At 58.2% G+C, this 18,698-nt stretch carries 16 protein-coding genes; 10 read left to right on the top strand and 6 right to left on the bottom strand.

The features are described from left to right. The first annotated feature begins 148 nt into the window (after positions 1-148). Complete coding sequence (gene guaA / locus DWU98_RS05520; protein ID WP_115494480.1) at positions 149-1,729, top strand: glutamine-hydrolyzing GMP synthase; 1,581 nt, start codon at positions 149-151, stop codon at positions 1,727-1,729. A gap of 68 nt (positions 1,730-1,797) precedes the next feature. Next, a complete protein-coding gene (gene tadA / locus DWU98_RS05515) occupies positions 1,798-2,292 on the top strand; it encodes a tRNA adenosine(34) deaminase TadA (protein ID WP_115494479.1) in 495 nt (164 codons plus the stop codon). Here tadA and DWU98_RS05510 read toward each other — a convergent pair. Beyond that, positions 2,263-3,129: an NAD-dependent protein deacetylase gene (locus DWU98_RS05510; protein ID WP_115494630.1), complete on the bottom strand. Its 867-nt coding sequence runs from the start codon at positions 3,127-3,129 to the stop codon at positions 2,263-2,265. The two genes, tadA and DWU98_RS05510, sit on opposite strands and share 30 nt — an antisense overlap. A 200-nt stretch (positions 3,130-3,329) precedes the next feature. Between DWU98_RS05510 and DWU98_RS05505 the strand changes: the two genes are divergently transcribed. Further along, positions 3,330-3,767, top strand: a complete 438-nt coding sequence (locus DWU98_RS05505) for a universal stress protein (RefSeq protein ID WP_115494478.1) — start codon at positions 3,330-3,332, stop codon at positions 3,765-3,767. Here the strand turns inward: DWU98_RS05505 and DWU98_RS05500 are convergent, their stop codons facing one another. The 4 genes from DWU98_RS05500 to DWU98_RS05485 all read right to left on the bottom strand — a co-directional run bounded on the left by DWU98_RS05500 (position 3,768) and on the right by DWU98_RS05485 (position 7,252). Beyond that, entirely contained in the window at positions 3,768-4,601 is an 834-nt protein-coding gene (locus DWU98_RS05500) for a CHAD domain-containing protein (protein ID WP_115494477.1), read from the bottom strand. Positions 4,602-4,655: 54 nt separating this feature from the next. Beyond that, complete coding sequence (locus DWU98_RS05495; protein ID WP_115494476.1) at positions 4,656-4,907, bottom strand: hypothetical protein; 252 nt, start codon at positions 4,905-4,907, stop codon at positions 4,656-4,658. Between the two features lie 149 nt (positions 4,908-5,056). Then, entirely contained in the window at positions 5,057-6,415 is a 1,359-nt protein-coding gene (locus DWU98_RS05490; protein WP_115494475.1) for an alpha-L-fucosidase, read from the bottom strand. 60 nt (positions 6,416-6,475) lie between these two features. Continuing rightward, complete coding sequence (locus tag DWU98_RS05485; RefSeq protein WP_115494474.1) at positions 6,476-7,252, bottom strand: IclR family transcriptional regulator; 777 nt, start codon at positions 7,250-7,252, stop codon at positions 6,476-6,478. Between the two features lie 205 nt (positions 7,253-7,457). Here DWU98_RS05485 and fucP point away from each other — a divergent pair, with 205 nt between their 5' ends. The 7 genes from fucP to DWU98_RS05455 all read left to right on the top strand — a co-directional run bounded on the left by fucP (position 7,458) and on the right by DWU98_RS05455 (position 17,341). Then, a complete protein-coding gene (gene fucP, locus DWU98_RS05480; protein ID WP_115494473.1) occupies positions 7,458-8,756 on the top strand; it encodes an L-fucose:H+ symporter permease in 1,299 nt (432 codons plus the stop codon). Beyond that, on the top strand, positions 8,756-9,112 hold the full coding sequence (locus tag DWU98_RS05475; RefSeq protein ID WP_115494472.1) for an L-rhamnose mutarotase: 357 nt from the start codon (positions 8,756-8,758) through the stop codon (positions 9,110-9,112). The genes fucP and DWU98_RS05475 overlap by 1 nt, the downstream gene beginning before the upstream one ends. A 266-nt stretch (positions 9,113-9,378) precedes the next feature. Continuing rightward, complete coding sequence (locus DWU98_RS05470; protein WP_115494471.1) at positions 9,379-14,259, top strand: RHS repeat protein; 4,881 nt, start codon at positions 9,379-9,381, stop codon at positions 14,257-14,259. A gap of 26 nt (positions 14,260-14,285) precedes the next feature. Then, positions 14,286-15,773: an RHS repeat-associated core domain-containing protein gene (locus tag DWU98_RS05465; protein ID WP_158544983.1), complete on the top strand. Its 1,488-nt coding sequence runs from the start codon at positions 14,286-14,288 to the stop codon at positions 15,771-15,773. Between the two features lie 11 nt (positions 15,774-15,784). Then, the gene (locus tag DWU98_RS21635) at positions 15,785-16,096 is read left to right on the top strand and encodes a hypothetical protein (protein ID WP_147293226.1); all 312 of its coding nucleotides are present in this window, start codon (positions 15,785-15,787) and stop codon (positions 16,094-16,096) included. Between the two features lie 15 nt (positions 16,097-16,111). Continuing rightward, on the top strand, positions 16,112-17,107 hold the full coding sequence (locus DWU98_RS05460; protein ID WP_115494469.1) for an RHS repeat-associated core domain-containing protein: 996 nt from the start codon (positions 16,112-16,114) through the stop codon (positions 17,105-17,107). A gap of 3 nt (positions 17,108-17,110) precedes the next feature. After that, positions 17,111-17,341, top strand: coding sequence for a hypothetical protein (locus tag DWU98_RS05455; protein ID WP_115494468.1), 231 nt, complete (start codon positions 17,111-17,113; stop codon positions 17,339-17,341). 55 nt (positions 17,342-17,396) lie between these two features. On the opposite strand, the gene DWU98_RS05450 is transcribed toward DWU98_RS05455, so the two are convergent. Beyond that, positions 17,397-18,533: an alpha-hydroxy acid oxidase gene (locus DWU98_RS05450; protein ID WP_115494467.1), complete on the bottom strand. Its 1,137-nt coding sequence runs from the start codon at positions 18,531-18,533 to the stop codon at positions 17,397-17,399. Positions 18,534-18,698: the final 165 nt, after the last annotated feature.

The following is an 18,698-nucleotide window of genomic DNA, read 5'->3' as shown; positions in this document are numbered from 1 at the left end:
GCGCATGCCGGCATCCAACCGCGCGCGTACGAAGCGCATACGTTCGGTTTTGAGTGTTTTGCACAACGTACTTTTGCTGGATCCCGGCCTTTGCCGGGATGACGCTGAGTTACTTCCAGCTACTCCTTAGTTTCCTGACTGCGCCGCCATGACCAACATCCATAGCGACAAGATCCTCATCCTCGATTTCGGTGCGCAGTACACGCAGCTCATCGCGCGACGCATCCGCGAGATTGGCGTGTATTGCGAAATCTGGGCATGGGATCACAACCCGGCCGAGATCGCGGCGTTTGGTGCCAAAGGCATCATTCTTTCCGGCGGTCCGGAATCGACCACCGTGCACGGTGCGCCCAAAGCACCGCAGCAGGTATTCGATTCGGGTCTGCCGATTCTCGGTATCTGCTACGGCATGCAGACACTGGCCGCACAACTCGGTGGCGCCACGGAAGCGGCGGACGCGCGCGAATTCGGTCATGCGCGCGTGGACATCGTCGCATCGGACACATTGCTTGGTGGTCTAAGCGATCACGATTCGTGCCAAGCGATGGATGTGTGGATGAGCCACGGCGATCACGTCGCCAAGGCGCCTCCTGGTTTCACCGTCACGGCTGTCACGGATCGCATTCCCGTTGCGGCCATGTCGAACGAAGCCAAGGGTTGGTATGGTGTGCAGTTCCATCCGGAAGTAACACACACCAAACAGGGCACTGCGTTGCTCAAGCGTTTCGTCGCTGACATCTGCGGCTGCCAGACGCTCTGGACGGCCGCGCACATCATCGACGACCAGATTGCGCGCGTGCGCGAACAGGTGGGTAAAGACCACGTGCTGCTGGGGCTCTCCGGTGGCGTGGATTCGTCCGTGGTCGCCGCGCTTCTCCATCGTGCGATCGGCGATCAGCTCACCTGTGTGTTTGTCGACACCGGTCTCCTGCGCTGGCGGGAGGGCGACCAGGTGATGGCCGCCATGGCCGAACACATGGGCGTGAAGGTGATCCGCGTCAATGCCGCGGAGCGTTACTTCAAGGCGCTGGAAGGCGTGGCCGATCCTGAAGCCAAGCGCAAGATCATCGGCCGCCTGTTCGTGGAAATCTTCGACGAAGAATCGGCCAAGGTCACCGCTGCCGGCAACGGTCATGTGAAGTGGCTGGCGCAAGGCACCATTTACCCTGATGTGATCGAGTCGGCCGGCAGCAAGACCGGCAAGGCACACGTGATCAAGAGTCACCACAACGTGGGTGGCCTGCCGGAGCACATGAAGCTCAAGCTGGTCGAGCCGTTGCGTGAGCTGTTCAAGGATGAAGTGCGGCGTATCGGCGTCGAGCTTGGTTTGCCGCGCGAAATGGTCTATCGCCATCCGTTTCCCGGCCCGGGCCTGGGTGTGCGCATCCTGGGCGAGGTCAAGGCCGAGTACGCAGAGTTGCTGGCGCGTGCGGATGCTATCTTTATCGAAGAACTGCGCAAGGCTGATCTGTACGACCAAGTCAGTCAGGCCTTCGCCGTCTTCCTGCCGGTGAAATCAGTGGGCGTGGTGGGTGACGCCCGTGCTTACGAGTGGGTGGTTGCACTACGGGCGGTGGAAACCATCGACTTCATGACTGCTCATTGGGCGGAGCTGCCGTATGCGTTTCTCGGCAGTGTCTCCAATCGAATTATCAATGAAATACGCGGTATTTCTCGTGTCGTTTACGATATAAGCGGTAAGCCGCCCGCCACCATTGAGTGGGAATAATTAAATCAATGGGTTGCGCCTGGCTTCCGATATTACTTCTTCTCAAGAAAGCCATATAACTATTTGAAATGGCTGATGAATTAACCGTCGATAATTTACCACCGGCATTCAGCGTCGAGGACGAAGCCTATATGGGCCGCGCGCTGCAGCTCGCTCGCCATGCCCGCGATGCGGAGGACGAGGTGCCGGTCGGTGCGGTACTGGTGCAGGACGGCCAAATCGTCGGCCTGGGCTGGAACCGCAACATCACCTTGCACGATCCTACCGCTCATGCCGAGATCATGGCCTTGCGCGCGGCCGGCGAGAAACTGGCCAATTACCGGATCGTCGGCGCCACCCTCTACGTAACCCTCGAGCCCTGCGCGATGTGCGCCATGGCGCTAGTGCACGCGCGCGTGGGGCGGGTCGTGTATGGCACCACCGATCCGAAGACGGGGGCAGCCGGCAGCGTGTTCGATACGCTCATATCCGATCGCCATAACCATCGCATCACCGTGCAGGGCGGCCTGCTTGCCGAGGAATCGGCGCTGCTGTTACGCGACTTCTTCCGCGCGCGTCGTTGATGCGCTTGAGTGGAGAAGAAAAGCCAGCGCCTGCGCGCAGGGTTGTTCCACTTTCAGGCTCAGCAGTGAATCGGCGCGTGTACGTCCCAGGTTGACCGCAGCGATCGGCTTGCCCGCTTTGGCGGCGGCATGGGCAAAGCGATAACCCGAAAACACCATCAATGACGATCCCACCACCAGCACGGCGTCGGCCGCATCCAATGCCTGCATGGCCGTGCCAACGCGTTCGCGCGGCACGTTCTCTCCGAAGAACACCACATCCGGCTTCATCAGGGCGCCGCAATGCGGGCAGGGTGGAACGGTAAAACGGTTGAAGTCATGGCCATCCAGATCGGCATCGCCATCGGGCGCATCTGTAGCATCCAGTGCGGCCCATTCGGGATTGAGTGCCAGCAAAGCCTCTTGCCATGCCGCGCGTGGTGAGCGGTGTTCACATCCCATGCAACGGACCGTATCCAGCCGCCCGTGCATGTCCACCACATTCCGGCTTCCTGCCCGTTGGTGCAGACCGTCCACGTTTTGCGTGAGCAGCAATGTCATTTTGCCGAGCTGTTCGAGCTGGACCAAGGCGTGATGCGTGGCGTTCGGCGACGCTTTCCCGAAGCGGCGCCAGCCAACTAGGCTGCGCGCCCAATAGCGCTTGCGGGTCGACTCCTCGCCCATGAATGCCTGATATGTCACGGGCTGAGTGCGTTTCCAGCCGCCGTCGGCGTCGCGGTAATCGGGTATGCCCGAATCGGTACTGCAACCGGCGCCGGTAAGCACGAACAGGCGATCGTGCCTGGCGACGAATGCTTGCAGAGCGTTGTTCGTATCCGTGATTGCCACGTTCGTCATGGTCATCTCAATAATTTGTCGACGGAGTCGTGATGGAGCAGGCTTAACGCGGGTGAAAACGCCTGCGTGCAAGACGATAGCGCTTCCTGCCCAGGTGTAAAATCCTCACCGATCCGAGCAGGAAGGCGATTCGTCGTCGCAACCATGGCGGATACATGAATGAATGCGATGCATTCGGGTGACCACCCAAAGGAGGCATCATGTTCTCGCATATTTTGATTCCGACGGATGGTTCCGACGACACCATGCATGCCGCGCAGATCGGCATCGATCTGGCACAGCGGCTGGGGGCTCGTATTTACGCGTTCCATGTGCTGACGCCGCTTGCTGCCGTCGCGTATTTCGCCGACGCCATTCGACACGCGCAAGATTCTCATACCGAACGCGCGATCGCGCGCGCGCAGCACCGGTTGGCAGAAATTGAGGATTTGGCCAGACATGCCGGCGTCGATTGTCACGGTGGATACGTGTTCGATCATCGGCCTTACGTAGCCATTGTAGGTGCAGCCAAGCAGCAGCATTGCGATCTCATCGTCATGAGCGTGCACGGTTATGCCACGCTCGATCGCATGTTGCTGGGCAGCGAGACAAACAAGGTTCTCGGTTGCTGTTCCATTCCTGTTCTGGTGTGCCACTGATCAGTTCTGCGATGCGTGCGGTTCGGATGCCGACAAGCTTGCGGATTTTGCTTTCAGCGTGCTGCGTGCCGCCAGTACGTCATCGGAATCGGGAAGCCCCTCGATGGCGTGTAGAAATACTTGAAAATCCTGCCGCCATCCGAGTTGGTCGGTGAGCGTCGAAAGGTGCTTGGCTTGATGGTCATAGCGTTTTGTGCGATTTTTTTTCATGCCTGCCAGATGACGCGCCTTGCGAAGCCAATCCAGTTGATAACGAAGCTTGCGTGCCCGACGCCGCCACCGGTGCGAGGTGGCAGGCGTGCGTTGTCGCTGCGCTTTGGCATGCGCTTTCTTCATCTTTTTCTTGGTTCGTTTCAGGGTTTTCTTTGCGGTCTGCGAACGAATATCCCGCCACGGCAATGCCGCCAGGGAGGTGGTCATGCGCCGTGCCTGAGCGCGTCGCCGACGCCAATGAGGATCCTTTCCAACCGCCTGATTGAGTCGTTGCTTACAGCGAATGCGCAATGCGTCGACAACTCCAGGCGCGATCGGTGCTTCATGCACAGAGCCTAATAATCGAGCCGTGCGTGTAGCGATATAAGCATCGCGCTGTGGAGAAAAGCTGTGTATAAGCTGCCGCAGCGTCTCATCGAGCGCATCCACAGTGGCGCTGGGCGGTAAAAAGGCAAGGGCGCTTCGCAGGCGACGGCACGCTTTGCGTGATTCGTGAATGCCCTTGTGAAGCTCCTTGCGTATGGCCAGCGCCCGATGCAGCGAACGGCATTCCCGCAAAACCAGCTTCTCCAGCGCCGATCCCAGGGTCTGCGGGCCGTTTTGTCTGGTCTTGGTGATCATCCCGGACAGCCTCCCGAAGCGGGCGGGCTCGTCGGGCGTACGCCCGGATTGCAACTACACGTTGACGCTGCCGGCCGAGGTGGGCGGCGGCAGGTTGCTGCAACCTGGATGAGTAGGATTAGGCCATACATCCCGATTGGATTTGGTGACGGGTGCATCGCAGGTCAAGCGATGCACAGCAAGAAAATCCTGGTGAACGGATTGGCCTTTACTCCAGCGCTCGATCGCGTAAACGTCCACCTGATACGCAGGTTTGGGGACGTTTTCATACGTAGTCAGGTGCTGGACGACGACCTGATCGCCCACAGCAAGGCCCTTTTGCTTGCTTGGGCGTATGGGCCGGCATGGCCGGTGGTTCGAGGCCATCCTCCAGCGAAGCCTGGGGGATGGCCAGATAAACATGACCCTCCGACAAGTGTTCCCACTTCACGCCTCGGGGTTCGTTTGGAACCCGATTATTTCCCGACCTGAAACAACTGAAATTCGCGAATGCGTGCCGTGCAGACGCTGGAAAGTATGTTCAGCCGCACCTTCGAGGTGGTGGTGGGCGCGAAGTGGTCGATCTTCATATGGCCGATGGCTTGCGCCTTGGCTACGGGCTGCCAGGCCTGATTGACCCACGCTTCGATGGCATATTTCTGGACGCATTGACCATCGTTGAGCCATTCCATCGAAAGCGCATGATCGAACGTGATGGGCGTTGGGAAATCCACTTCGAGCGTGGCATGAGTGGAGCCTTCCGGTGCCGACCAGAACGTATCCGGATTGCCATCCAGCGCTGCTTCAACGTTTGCATCGTCGGAGTGCGCATGTTCGCGCACCAGATTCTTGTCCGCGCCATAACGCGCCTGCAGTGCCTGGCCGAATTCCTTGAGCCGTTGCACGTCGGCAGCGGGCAGCAGGCCATGGCGATTCGGTGCCAGGCCCAGCATCAACTGGCCACCGAGACCGACACTGTTTTCCCAGATATCCATCAGTTCATCGACGCTCTTGAGTGTCGAGTCGCTGTTGGGGTGCCAGAACCATTGCAGTTTGTGCAGCGGCGTATCCACTTCCACCGGACGCCAGCGCAAATCGCCGTGCCGGTCGATCACGTTCCAGTTTTCGCCGTGGATATGTCCGTCTTCTTGGCCTACCCAACGGATGTCGCCGTAACCAAACAATGCGACATCCGCGAACACCATGGTGTTGGGCTGATAGGTGCGCAACTCTTCCATGTATTTCTTGAAATCGTAGACATGGCCTGCGCTACCGGCGCCGTCCAGCCACCATTCCACCAGCGGACCGTAGTTGATAACGAGTTCGTCCATCTGCGCCATGTAATATTTGTCGTAGGCAGCCGGGTCTTTGTAGCGCGGCTCGTGACGATCCCACGGCGAGAGATAGACGCCAAATTCCATGCCTTCTTTGTGTGCGGCTTCTTCGGTCATGCGCACCAGGTCGCCCTTGCCGCCCATCCAGGGGCTGCTTTTCACCGAATAGTTGCTTTGGTCGGTAGGCCACAACGCGAAACCGTCGTGATGCTTGGCCACCAGCAGCATGTAGGTTGCACCAGCGGATTTTGCCGCGCGCGCCCATTGATCCGGATCCACATGATCGGGATTGAACACCTTCGGATCGGCCGTGCCGTCACCCCATTCGCGGTCGAGGAAGGTATTGGTGCCGAAGTGCACGATCACGCCGAATTGAAGATCCTGCCAGTGTGTCTGCTGCGGCGACGGTTTGATATCGGCGAAGTTCTGTGCGGCGACGGAACCTGCAAGGAAGGTGGCAGCGATGGCGGCAGCCATCATGGCGCATCGGCGAATCAGCATCGTTCACTACTCGGTGGGGAAGGGGGAATGCATATCCCGCGGGGGGGGGCGGTATGCGTTTCAGGCATTGCGGTTGGAGCTGCCAAATTGCAGCGCTTCGGAAATGTCGGCGGTGGCCTGGAGCAGGGCGGCGATCACGTCGTCCATCGTCTGCGTGGCCGTCTCCTGCTCGAGGTAGGGGATGGTGAGTGCGCACATGGCATTGCCGTGCAGCAGCACCGGCGCGGAAAGATCGGTCACCGCATCCACCACGTGGCTGCGTTCGCACGCGTAACCGCGCGTGCGCAGCGGCGCCAGCAGCTTCATCAGTTTCTTGCGGTCGAGCGCCGGTTCGTAGCGAACGATGAGATCCATCCAGCGCTCGCGCACTTGTTCCTCCTGGAACGCGAGCAGCACATGGCCGGAGGTGGATTGCGACATGGGCCGGCGATGACCCACGCGAACCACCAGCGCCACTTCACCGGGAGGATCCACCCGTGCCACCACCACGATCTGCTCGCCGGACGGCACCACCAGGTGACAGGCCTGGCCGCAGGCATCGGCCAGCCGATGCATGATCGGCATCGCGGTCTCGATGGTGCTTTTCACCGGTGGCTGTTCCATGCCGAGCCGGAACAAGCGGGGCGTCACCGAATACCCGACGTCCCCTTCGCCGCGCGCGATATAGTCGCGCTCTTCCAGCACCTGCAGCATGCGGAAGATTTCGCCGCGGGAACGGCCGACCCCTTCGGAAATCTCCGCAATGCTCAGCGGTCGGCGCGAGCCGGCCAGCAGCTCAAGAATATCCAGGCCCTTGTCCAGCGCGGGCGCGCGGTATTTGGGTGTCGGATTCGGCATAAGCTTCCCTCTCCCTCGATACATCGCGCCAACGTGTCCAAACTCCCCGACGACATGTTGCGGCGCAACTTGTGTTATCAATGAATAACGGTTTCATATTTGCACAAATGGTTGGCGTCGTCACGTGCCGCCACGGGGTCCAACTACCGGCGCGGCCGTCGAGTTGGCAGGTTGAAGGTGGGAGAAGCGGGTGGACGTACAAACTGTGACGGATGATTCCTCAACGCCGGCGGCCGGCGCCACCTCCGCGGGTCGCTACGCATTGCCGCTGGTCTTGATCGTCAGCCTGTTTTTTCTGTGGGGCACGGCCAACAACCTCAACGACGTGCTGATCGCGCAGTTCAAGAAGGCGTTCGTGCTGAGCGATTTCGGCGCGGGTCTGGTGCAAAGCGCGTTCTATCTCGGGTATTTCCTGATTGCGATGCCTGCCGGCATCTATATGCGCCGTTTCGGTTACAAGAGCGCGGTGATCTTCGGGCTGGTGCTGTATGGCATCGGTGCGTTGCTGTTCTGGCCCGCAGCGCAGAATGCTACTTACGGCATGTTCCTGTTCGCCTTGTTTGTGATCGCCAGCGGCTTGGCCTTTCTGGAAACCTCGGCCAATCCGTTCGTCACTTTGCTCGGGCCGCCGGAAACGGCAACCCGACGGCTCAATCTGGCGCAAGCGTTCAACCCGCTTGGCTCGCTCGCCGGCATACAGATCGGCCAGCATTTCATTTTGTCGAGCATCGATCGGACGCCGGACCAGCTGGCCGCGATGACCGCGTCGGCGAGAACGGCCTATCTGCTCGGTGAAACCCGTGCCGTGCAGTGGCCGTACCTGTTTATCGGTTTGGCCGTGCTTGGCTGGGCCGTGCTGATCTTGATGACGAGCTTTCCGAAGATCGCGGTACCCACGGAGGCTCCCTCCAAGGCGAGCGAGGGTGGAGCGCTGCGTCACCTGCTGGGAGACAAATCGTTTGTCGGGGCACTCTTCGCGCAGTTTTTTTACGTAGGTGCGCAGGTAGGCGTGTGGAGCTACACCATTCGCTACGTGCAGGCGAACATGCATGGCACCTCGGCCAGAGATGCGGCCAATTTTCTTACCGCCGAATTGGTGTGCTTCATGGTCGGCCGCTTCGCCGGCGCCGGCTTGATGAAGTACATCGCACCGGTGCGATTGCTTGCGCTGTTTGCGGTCATCAACGTTGGTTTGACCCTGTATGCGGTGCTGCTGCCCGGGCTCAGCGGCGCCTATGCTTTGGCGGCCTGCAGCTTCTTCATGTCCGTGATGTACCCAACCATATTCGCCCTGGGCGTGCAGGGGCGCAGCGATGACCAGCGCAAGCTCGGTTCAGCCCTGCTGGTGATGACCATCATCGGCGGCGCCGTACTCACCGCGCTGATGGGCGCGGTGTCCGATCACTCCACAATGGCCACGGCAATGCTCGTGCCGATGGGCTGCTTTGCTGTGATCGCCTGCTTCGCCTGGCAGCAACGTCGCCTGAAAGGAAGCGCAGCCTGATGCAACGTCTTTACTACGCGCTGGACCTCAAGGACGACGCCCAGGCCATCGCCGAATACGAACGCTGGCATCGTCCTGGCGTCGTCTGGCCGGAAATCGTCGCCTCCATCCGCGCCTCGGGTATCGAAGACATGGAAATCTTCCGCACCGGCAATCGGCTGGTGATGGTGGTGCAGGTCGGTGATCGGTACGACGCTTCGGTCAAGCGCGAAAGCGACACGCCCGATGAAAAGACACAAGCGTGGGAGCACTTGATGGACCGCTACCAGCAACGCTTGCCGTGGGCCGAAGCAGGGCAGAAGTGGGTGCCGATGACGCGGATCTTTTCGCTGGCAGACGCACTAAAAGCGCGTTGACTTGGTTTACGCGCCACTGCTTCATTCCGTCTACGACATCCCGCTAATCAGCTTTGGGACGAGGGCCGAAACCGCCTGATTTCCTTCCGTCATCTTCGATGATCGGAAGGCTTCGGTCAGCGAAACCGTACAGGTTTCAGAACAAGAAGCCCACAATGCGGCACGCTCGAACCGGCTAAAAATTAAAAAACGTCTCCCTGAATATATCGAGTCGCTCTCGTCCAACTGATTGGGCGAGGCACTACTCCGTTCGTGGGGACATCGTTATGCCGTTTTCACTGCGCGTCCATGCAGGCGCGTTACTGGCCTGTTTTGCTTCCGCAGCAGCTATTGCGCAATCCGCCACGCCGCAAAGCGAACTGCGCGCGTACGTCGGTATGAAAGGCACGGTGCCGCTACCCGATGCTGGCGCCTTTGGCGAGCAGATCAATCCAATCAGTGGCGAACTCGCGCTAGTGCAGACGGACGTATGGCTGAATACCAACGGTTTCCCGCTATCCATGACGCGCAGCTTTACGCCCGGCAACTATTCGTCTGGCGCGGTGCATTCGGGTGCATTCGGCGATTGGCAGCTGGAGCTGCCGCGCATGACCACCTTGACGGTGCGTGGCAAGGATGGTCACGGCTGGCAAGTTGCAGGTACCCATCCCTATGCGCGCTGCAGCGCATTTGCCGCACCACCGACGCAAAGTGCGGCTGAGCTGAAGGAACACATCCAAAGCCTGGGAATGATCGGCATCGACCCTGTTCGCGATCCAGGCGGCAATCCGATTCGCAGTCCAGGTATCACACCTGGCGAAGGCACCGCACTCGATCCTGATGCGGTGGATCCTAATGTCTGGTGGCAGGGCTACCAATTAATCGTACCAGGCCAGGGCGAGCAGGAAATTCTCCGGCGCGATGCGGCCAATGCCTTGGCTGCCGAAGATTCGCCACAGCGCTACCCGCTTCTCACTGCCCAGCAATGGCAAATCGGTTGCCTGGACCAAACCGACAACGATGAACCGGGCGAAGCCTTTATCGCCATGGCGCCCGATGGCACGAAGTACACCTTCAATCACTTGGTGTATGAGTCCGTGCCGTCATTGGATCTGGCCAATCTCGGTACCGTGGCGCGTGAGCGCGCCACACTGTTGGTCACGCGCATTGAAGACCGCTTCGGCAACGCGCAGGAGTTCGTTTACGACGGCGATCGCCTGGTGACCGTAGTCAATCCCACTGAAGTGCAACTCGATCTGCATTATCGCACCGATGTTCCAAGCCTCGTCGATCAGGTCATTCTGAGGCCTTATACGAGTAAACCACGCAAATGGTCATACCAGTACGCCAACCTGGGTACCGGTCGTGAAACGCTCACCGGTGTTACGCGTCCCGATGGCACGGCGTGGGGTTATAAGTTGCAAGACCTGGCTGACGCCACACTTACCTACAACGGAACGACTACCTGTAGCGCACTCGCACCCTTTGATGCTGCCCAAACATTCACCGGTACGCTAAGTGATCCCAATGGCCTGACTGAACAGCTCGTTCTGGCGGGTGTGCGCCATGGCCGCACCCACGTTGCCAATGCTTGTGGTGTTTCCGGGGATTTCCCCTGGAAACCTTCGCAATACGACACGTTGTCGCTCGTTCAACGAAGCGAGAGCGGCGCCAACATGGGCACGCCGACATGGACGTATCGCTATGCAAAATCCTCCGAGTCGTCGCTCTGGATGGAGGTCGTCGATCCAAGTCAGCGCGTTACACGTTTTACCTTCAGTAACGTGGCGGATGAAACCGAAGGCCATCTGCTTGCACTCGATACCGACCGCCATGCAGAGGGTTCCGCGTCGCGCAGCCTGCGCTTCGATTACGCCGCGTCGAATGCTGGGCCGTATCCGAGCCTGCTGGGGAACGCGGTCGGCTCGCGTGTCAACAACGCAGCGTTCAGCAGCGTCATGCCGCTTGCCAAGCAAACGCTCACACAAGATGGTGACAGCTATGTCACCGAGAACCTGTCGTTTAACGCCTTCGGGCAACCCACGCAGGTTCGGCGCAGCAACACCATAGCCGGCCAACCCACGCTCGAGACGCACATCGACTATCTCAATGATCTCCCCCATTGGGTGTTGGGTTTGCCGCAATCGATCACGAATACGGCCGACAATACGGTCATCAGCCAGAACGTCTACGACCTTGCCAAGGTCACGCTGAAAGAACACCACCGCTTCGGTCTCAGGCAAGCGTCCTACACCTATGATGCTCAGGGCCACGTCGCTAGCGTCACCGACGGTAACGGCCTCGCCACCCAGTACAAGACTTATGTGATGGGCAGTCCCGCCACCACCGTCTATCCCGACGGAACAAGCGAAAACAACTGGCCTGATGACTTCGGAAATGTCACCACGCATATTGACCGCGCAGGTGTCACCACTACCGCCGAATACGATGTCATGGGACGCATCACGCACCTGCATGAGCCCCAGGGCGATAGCACCGTCTGGAACGACACCGATTACAGCTACGTTTACGCAGAACAGCCTGGAACAGGCATTTCAGGCGCGCATTGGCGGTATACGGAAAATCGTGGGAGTGCAGGAAGCTATGTTGACTACGATGCCCTGATGCGCCCGATCCTGCGTGCCTCCCGCGCGGGTCCTGCCGGTGCCGCAGCATGGATCACCCAGGCACAGGCCTACGATTGGCGTGGTCGCGCGGTGTTTGCCTCTTATCGTTCACTCAACGTGGCGCGCATCGACCAGCTCACCCAAGGCATCCGCACCGACTACGATGCCTTGGATCGTCCCGTAGCCAGCCATCAAGATTCCGAACAAGGCGTGCTCACCACCGCGCTCGCCTACCTCAGCGGTGCACGCACTCAACAGACCGATCCCAAAGGCGGCGTCACCACCACGCAATACCATGTGCTTGATGCTCCAGGCACCGCTAACGTACTGCGCATTGATGCGCCAGAAGGTATTACGCAAACCGTTACGCGTGATGTGTACGGGGCGCCGCTCACGCTCACCCAATCGGGTCTCTATCAAAACGCCCAGGTCTCGCTGACCCGAGTCAACTACTACGACAGCGCCAAGCGGTTATGCCGTACGTGGAACCCTGAAACCGGCAGCACAGTCTTTGACTACGATGCGGGAAGCCGTGAAACCTGGCGTGCTCAGGTCGACATCGCCAGCAGCGACTGTGGCCGCGAGCTGATCGCCAATGGCACGAAAACTCAGCGTAGCTACGACGCCATGGATCGCGTTACTGCGATTAGCTATCCCGGCGACAGCTCCTCCGCACAATTCACCTACGACCTCATGGGCCGACTCACCAGCGCCGACACCGGCCTGAGTCGCTGGACTTACGCCTACAACCATCTAGGTCTGCCCGTCGGCGAGACGCTTGTTGTCGATGGTTTGCCCTTCAATCTCGCCTACACCTACGACGGCAACGGTGGCCTTGCCAGCGTTACCTATCCCGACGGCCGTCTCATTACCTATGCGCCCGATGCGTGGGGACGCCCTACTCAAGCTGGCATCTATGCCAATAGCGCGCGCTACCTGCCCAACGGTAAATTGGAATACTTCAAATATGGCAACGGCATCGAATACGTCACCGAACAAAACGCACGCCAATTACCAAGCAACTTGAGCTATGCATTGCCCAGCGGCAACTTACTCTTCAGCCAAGACTTCGGCTACGACCAAACTGGCAACCTCACTCAAGCCAATGATCTGCTGCAAGGTGTTGGCAGCCAGCGCACCTTTCAATACGACACACTCAATCGCCTTACTAACACCATCTTGCCTGGCGCGACAAACAGCGAAAGCTACAGCTACGACCCACTCAACAATCTACGTCGCATCGTCAACGGCAATGGTTTGGTACGCGACTACACCTACGATCCGGACAATCGCCTGAGCCGCGCGATGGGTTCCGACGCTCAGATGCATAGCTTCGACTACGACTGGCGGGGCAATATCACGCGGCGCGATGACACGCCATTTACCTTCGACTTCGCCAACCGCCTTATCGAAGTCAGCGGCAAAGAACGTTATGTCTACGATGCCTTCGGGCGGCGTGTGCTCAAAACACGCCTGGGCGTTGGCGGTAACAAAAGCTACTACGTCTACAGCAATCAGAATGGTCAGCTGATGCTCCAGCGCGATAACAATGTTGCCTCCAGCGAAACCGACTACATCTACCTCGGTGGCATGCTGGTGGCGCAAGCCACCACGCGTAAGCATGATTTGCCAGGCGCCATCAGCTTTGTGCCCGCAAGTCCATCCAATGGCAACTACAACATCGCATGGGGTGTCTCGCAAGGTGCAACCCGGTACGAACTACAAGAGCAATACAACGGCGACGCGTGGGACACGATCTACAGCGGCGCGCAATCCAGCCTCGACCTAAATGGCCGTCAAGGCGGCACGTATCTTTATCAAATACGTGCCTGTGCCACTACCTGTGGCGGCTGGGTGGTTTCCAGCCCCATGGGCGTTACGCCCGCACGCGTGCAAACCATTCATGTGCCAGGTAGTGCACAGCGTGGCTCTTATTCCATCAGTTGGGATCCGACTATCGGCGCTACGAGTTACGACGTCGACGAACTCGACAATGGCAGCTTGATGCCGATTCCGCGCCGTGTGGCCAGCGACACCACGAGCACATCATTGCAGCTTCCCGGTAACACTAGTGGCTTCTACAGCTATCGCGTGCTAGCCAAGAGTGGCTACGGCAATCGTGGCTGGAGCGATGCTTCTGCTGCGGTGCAAGTAGAGGTGTCGCCATCCGACCCGCCACCCACACTGCCAGCGAGCCCGACCTTCGTTACACCACCCCCGCCTTTCGATTATCCCGTTGCCAGGTTCCCCGCCAACGTGGTCGTGGAATGGAATCCGGTGGCGCGTGCGAGTCGGTACGAGATAACCATCGTCGAGCCCAACGTGCTCTACACCACTACGGACATTCGCCAATTGGTGGGCATTACTCAAGCTGGCAGCTACTACGTCAGCGTCCGTGCCTGCAACGATGTGGGCTGCTCAGGTTGGAGTCGTTGGGGTCCGTTTTCCATGCATCTGTCTGGCGGTGGACCGGGCGGCGGTCCGGCCAAGCAATCGACAAAAGATAAAGGCGCGCAGGCACATCGAACGCGTGAGCGATGACACCACAACGGATGGGAGCAAAGGTCATGAAGACCTCGCAAACGAAACTGTGCGCATGGGCGCTCGCGCTGTGCACTTGGGTGGCGGCACCGGCTTACGCGCAAACCACCCCAACGATCGGAAATGTGGATGGCGAGATTGGTGATGGCAACGGAGCCGTCACATTGCGAGGCTGGGCCTGTTGGCAAGGCTACGTGCTTCATCGCTACTCACCACAAATAAAGCTTTATGCCGGCGGCGAGGCAAGTAAGGGTGGCGTGCAGTTGGGCGTCTACCAGGTTGATCAACCTAGTGAACAAGCCATTCAAGACAGTTGCCGCAATCAAAATTCGAACAACCGGTTCGCCATTGGCATCAGCATTGCGGTACGCCAGCGATACGGTGGGCAGCCGCTTTATGTTTATGCCGAAACGCTAGACGTTCCTAATGGCGGCTACGTCCTGCTGCCGGGTTCCGGGCAATTCACGATACCCACAGCCCCCGCCGTCACGGATTCGGTGTATTACATTCATACCGATCGCCTGGGTAGCAATGTAATCATGACGGACGCCAACGCCAACGTTGTCGCCAAGACTGACTACAAGGCGTACGGCGGAGTGGCCAATAACCAGCAGAAGAACGAAGCACCCGGTTACACCGGGCAATACGAAGACCCGCTTACGGGTCTGACCTACATGCAGCAGCGATACTACGATTCGGATCTCGGGCGATTTATCTCTGCTGATTTGATCGCAGCGAGAGCGGGCGATGTGTTCAACTTCAATCGGTATGCGTATGCCGCCAACAGTCCGCTGAACTTCATCGATCCGACCGGCATGGATTACTGTGCTGCGTACGTAAATGGAGTGGCCGCAGGCATAGGGTACTGCGGAGACAGCTCGGATTCGTTGGGCCAAGGCGGTTCAAGAAACAGCAATGCGGGAGGAGGATCTGCAGGTGGGCCTGGCGGAGGGGGAGGGAGTATTCCGACGGAGAAGCCGGTGAATGTGACGGCAACTTCTCAGGGAATGTATTGCTTAAAGGAGTGGCAGATACGTGGGATAGCTGGGGCTGTGGTTGGTGCTGGTGCGGGGGCGGTTCTGGGAAGTGAAAGCGGGCCAGGGGCATTTGGCTCGGCGGCTTTAGGAGGGCTAGTTAATGGCGGACTAAGTGTAGCGGATGGGCTGATGAATACGACGCAATGGAATGGTGGTGCGCTAGGTGCGCTGGGAGCCGCTTCTACTGCGGGAAATAAATTTGAACTTGGAGCGAGTGCTTTTGGAGGGCTTTTTGGCGGTGCTGTATCCAGCGAGTTGTCGAATCAAGGTTATTCGCGCCCTGTCGCTAACGGCACGGGGGCGACATTAGGGGCTAGTGTGGGGTCTGTGATTTACACGTGGTTCAAGGGCGGAACGGCAAGCGGTATGTTTAAGGCGGGTTTAAGGGGTGGGGGTATGGGTCTTGCTATCAGTGTCACGCAATCAAGTCTGGAAGCAGCGTTGCGAGCGGAAAATAGGTCCTTCTGCGCGAACTAACGAGAAAATTAATGAGCAATAAAGTAAGAATGTCTTATCGGAAGGCAGGTCTATTTCTGTTTTCCTTTGGTCTTATTAGTATTTTCATCGGGCTGCTCATTCCAATTCATATTCATATGAAGCCCAATGTATTTTGCTTTGGTATATCTGGATTTGGAGTTCCATTCTTTGTATTTGGGATGTCCTATGTAATTTGGGGAGAGCGAGCAGCTAAGAGAATAGGTGAGCCGCAAAATTTTAAAAGCTGGCGTATCTTATACTGGCTGCCTCTTGCTTTTATTGGTCTATTGACGGCTTTTTTCGTCCGCTGGTATATGCCATGAGCTATCACGGATTCGGTGTATTACATTCACACCGATCGCCTGGGTAGCAATGTAATCATGACGGACGCCAACGCCAACGTTGTAGCCAAGACTGACTACAAGGCGTACGGCGGAGTGGCCGATAACCAGCAGAAGAGCGAAGCACCCGGTTACACCGGGCAATACGAAGACCCGCTTACGGGTCTGACCCACATGCAGCAGCGATACTACGATTCGGACCTCGGGCGATTTATCTCTGCTGATTTGATCGCTGCGAGAGCGGGCGATGTGTTCAACTTCAATCGGTATGCGTATGCCGCCAACAGTCCGCTGAACTTCATCGATCCGACCGGCATGGATTACTGTGCTGCGTACGTAAATGGAGTGGCTGCAGGCATAGGGTATTGCGGAGACAGCTCCGATTCGTTGGGCCAAGGCGGTTCAAGAAACAGCAATGCGGGAGGAGGATCTGCAGGTGGGCCTGGCGGAGGGGGAGGGAGTATTCCGACGGAGAAGCCGGTGAATGTAACCGCAAATGTTCCTGCAAAAAGTTGGTATTGCAGCAGAGGCGCGGCTGACGTGGCAGGATCAGTCGCAGGCGGAAGCGTTGGCGGTGCATTAACCGCAATGGTGGATCTGAGAGGAAATCCCTATGGAATTGTCATTGGTGCATTAGCCGGCGGTGTGGCGGCTGGTGCCGTAACAGGTTTCAATAATCAAATAGTTCCCTATGTGGGAGGCCCTGCAGGAGGGATGATCTCGAACATGTTAGCTTCGGCAATAAGCGATCGTAATTCAGCTAGCGTAGCTATAAACGGAATTGCTTCCTATGCTGGATCGGTAATTGGAATTAATCCAAATGTTACAACTCAGATGATTAGTCGCTCTGCTCCATACGCCATGGTGACAACATTGGCAACCGCGCCCACTCTTGGCAAAGGAGCGCTTGTGGCTGGTCCGATGATAGGCTTGGCCAGCGGCATCACGGACTATGCAACAGAAGTGGGCTGGAATAATGCTTGTGGAAATTGAGTCATGAAAAAACTGCCGAGACTGAAAGCAGTCATCATCGCACTAACGAAAGTTCTTTTGATATCGCTCCTAACAGACATAATTTTGTTGTGTGCGTATTTTATTGCTTTTAAAGTGGTGCCGGGTGAAGCGGATGTATCAGTTATTAAAATAATTGGCTTTGGGTCAGGTTTTATTTATTATTTTTGGTTCGAGCAAGGGAGGCTTTTTCCAAAGAGCGGAGTAAGGAAGTGATTTGCTTGCGTGATGTATAACGCGAGGGAATTTCAAACTGCCATAGCTCTGCTGGCTAGCGCCAGATAATGTCGGACGAGATCTTGCGCACATCCGTCTGCCCGGTAAGCGCCATGCTCACACTGAGTTCGCGGCGAATCAGCTCGATGGTTTTGCTTACGCCGGCTTCGCCCAGCGCGCCCAGTCCGTAGAGGAAGGCTTTGCCGATCAATCCGGCGCGTGCGCCGTAGGCGAGTGCCTTGAGCAAGTCCTGGCCGCTTTGGATGCCGCTGTCGAACAACACCTCGGTGCGATCTCCCACGGCTTCTACGACGGACGGCAGCAGATCGATGGTGGCGGGTGCGCCATCCAGCTGGCGACCGCCGTGATTGGAAACGACGATGGCATCGACGCCGTGTTCGGCGGCAATGCGTGCATCACGCGGGTCGGTAATGCCTTTGATGATCAGCTTGCCTGGCCATAGCTCGCGAATCCATTCCAGATCCTTCCATTCCAGCGTGGGATCGAACTGGTTGGCGATCCATTGGGCGAGGGTGGTGAGGCTGCCGGTGTTTTCGATGCGGCCTTGCAGATTGCCGAACGAGCGACTGGGCGCGCGCAGCATGCTCCATGCCCAGCGGGGTTTGCTCGCCATATCCAGGATATTGCGCAGCGTGATTTTGGGTGGCACGGAAAGGCCATTCTTGATCTCGCGATGGCGTTGGCCTTGCACGGTGAGATCGGCGGTGAGCATGAGCGCGGAGCATTCCGCAGCCTTCGCACGGCGGATCAAGTCTCGCGTGAAGCCGCGATCGCGCATCACATAGACCTGGAACCAGAATGGCTTTTCCGTCGCGGCGCGCACCTGCTCGATCGAACAGATCGACATCGTGCTCAAACAAAACGGAATGCCGGCTTTTTCCGCGGCACGCGCGGCGAGAATTTCACCGCCCCCGTGTTGCAGGCCGGTGAGCCCCGTCGGCGCGAGCGCAAGCGGCATCGATACGGGCTGGCCGACGATATCGGTGGCCAGTGAACGGTTGTCGACGTTGCTCATCACCCGTTGGCGCAACGCGATGCGCTCGAACGCGCTGCGGTTGGCGCGCAGCGTGACTTCGTCGTAAGAGCCGCGATCGGCGTATTCGAAGAAGGCGCGTGGCACGCGGCGTTTGGCCAGCGCGCGCAAGTCTGCAACGTTCGTGATGGGCTGCATGGCTTTTGAACCTCAATCGGAGCCTGTCGTCATCCGGCGGAGACCGGGACCCAGTTTACGTATGCGTCCGAGGAACACAGACATGTTTATGTTGAGTGCTTCGCACGACGTATTTGAACTGGATCCCGGCCTTCGCCGGGATGACGGTGAGGCAAAGCGGATGAC

The organism is Dyella monticola (genome assembly GCF_003363155.1).
Lineage (GTDB): Bacteria > Pseudomonadota > Gammaproteobacteria > Xanthomonadales > Rhodanobacteraceae > Dyella_B > Dyella_B monticola.
Note: the sequence above shows the minus strand (reverse complement) of the source record. Positions and strands in the feature narration are given on the sequence as shown.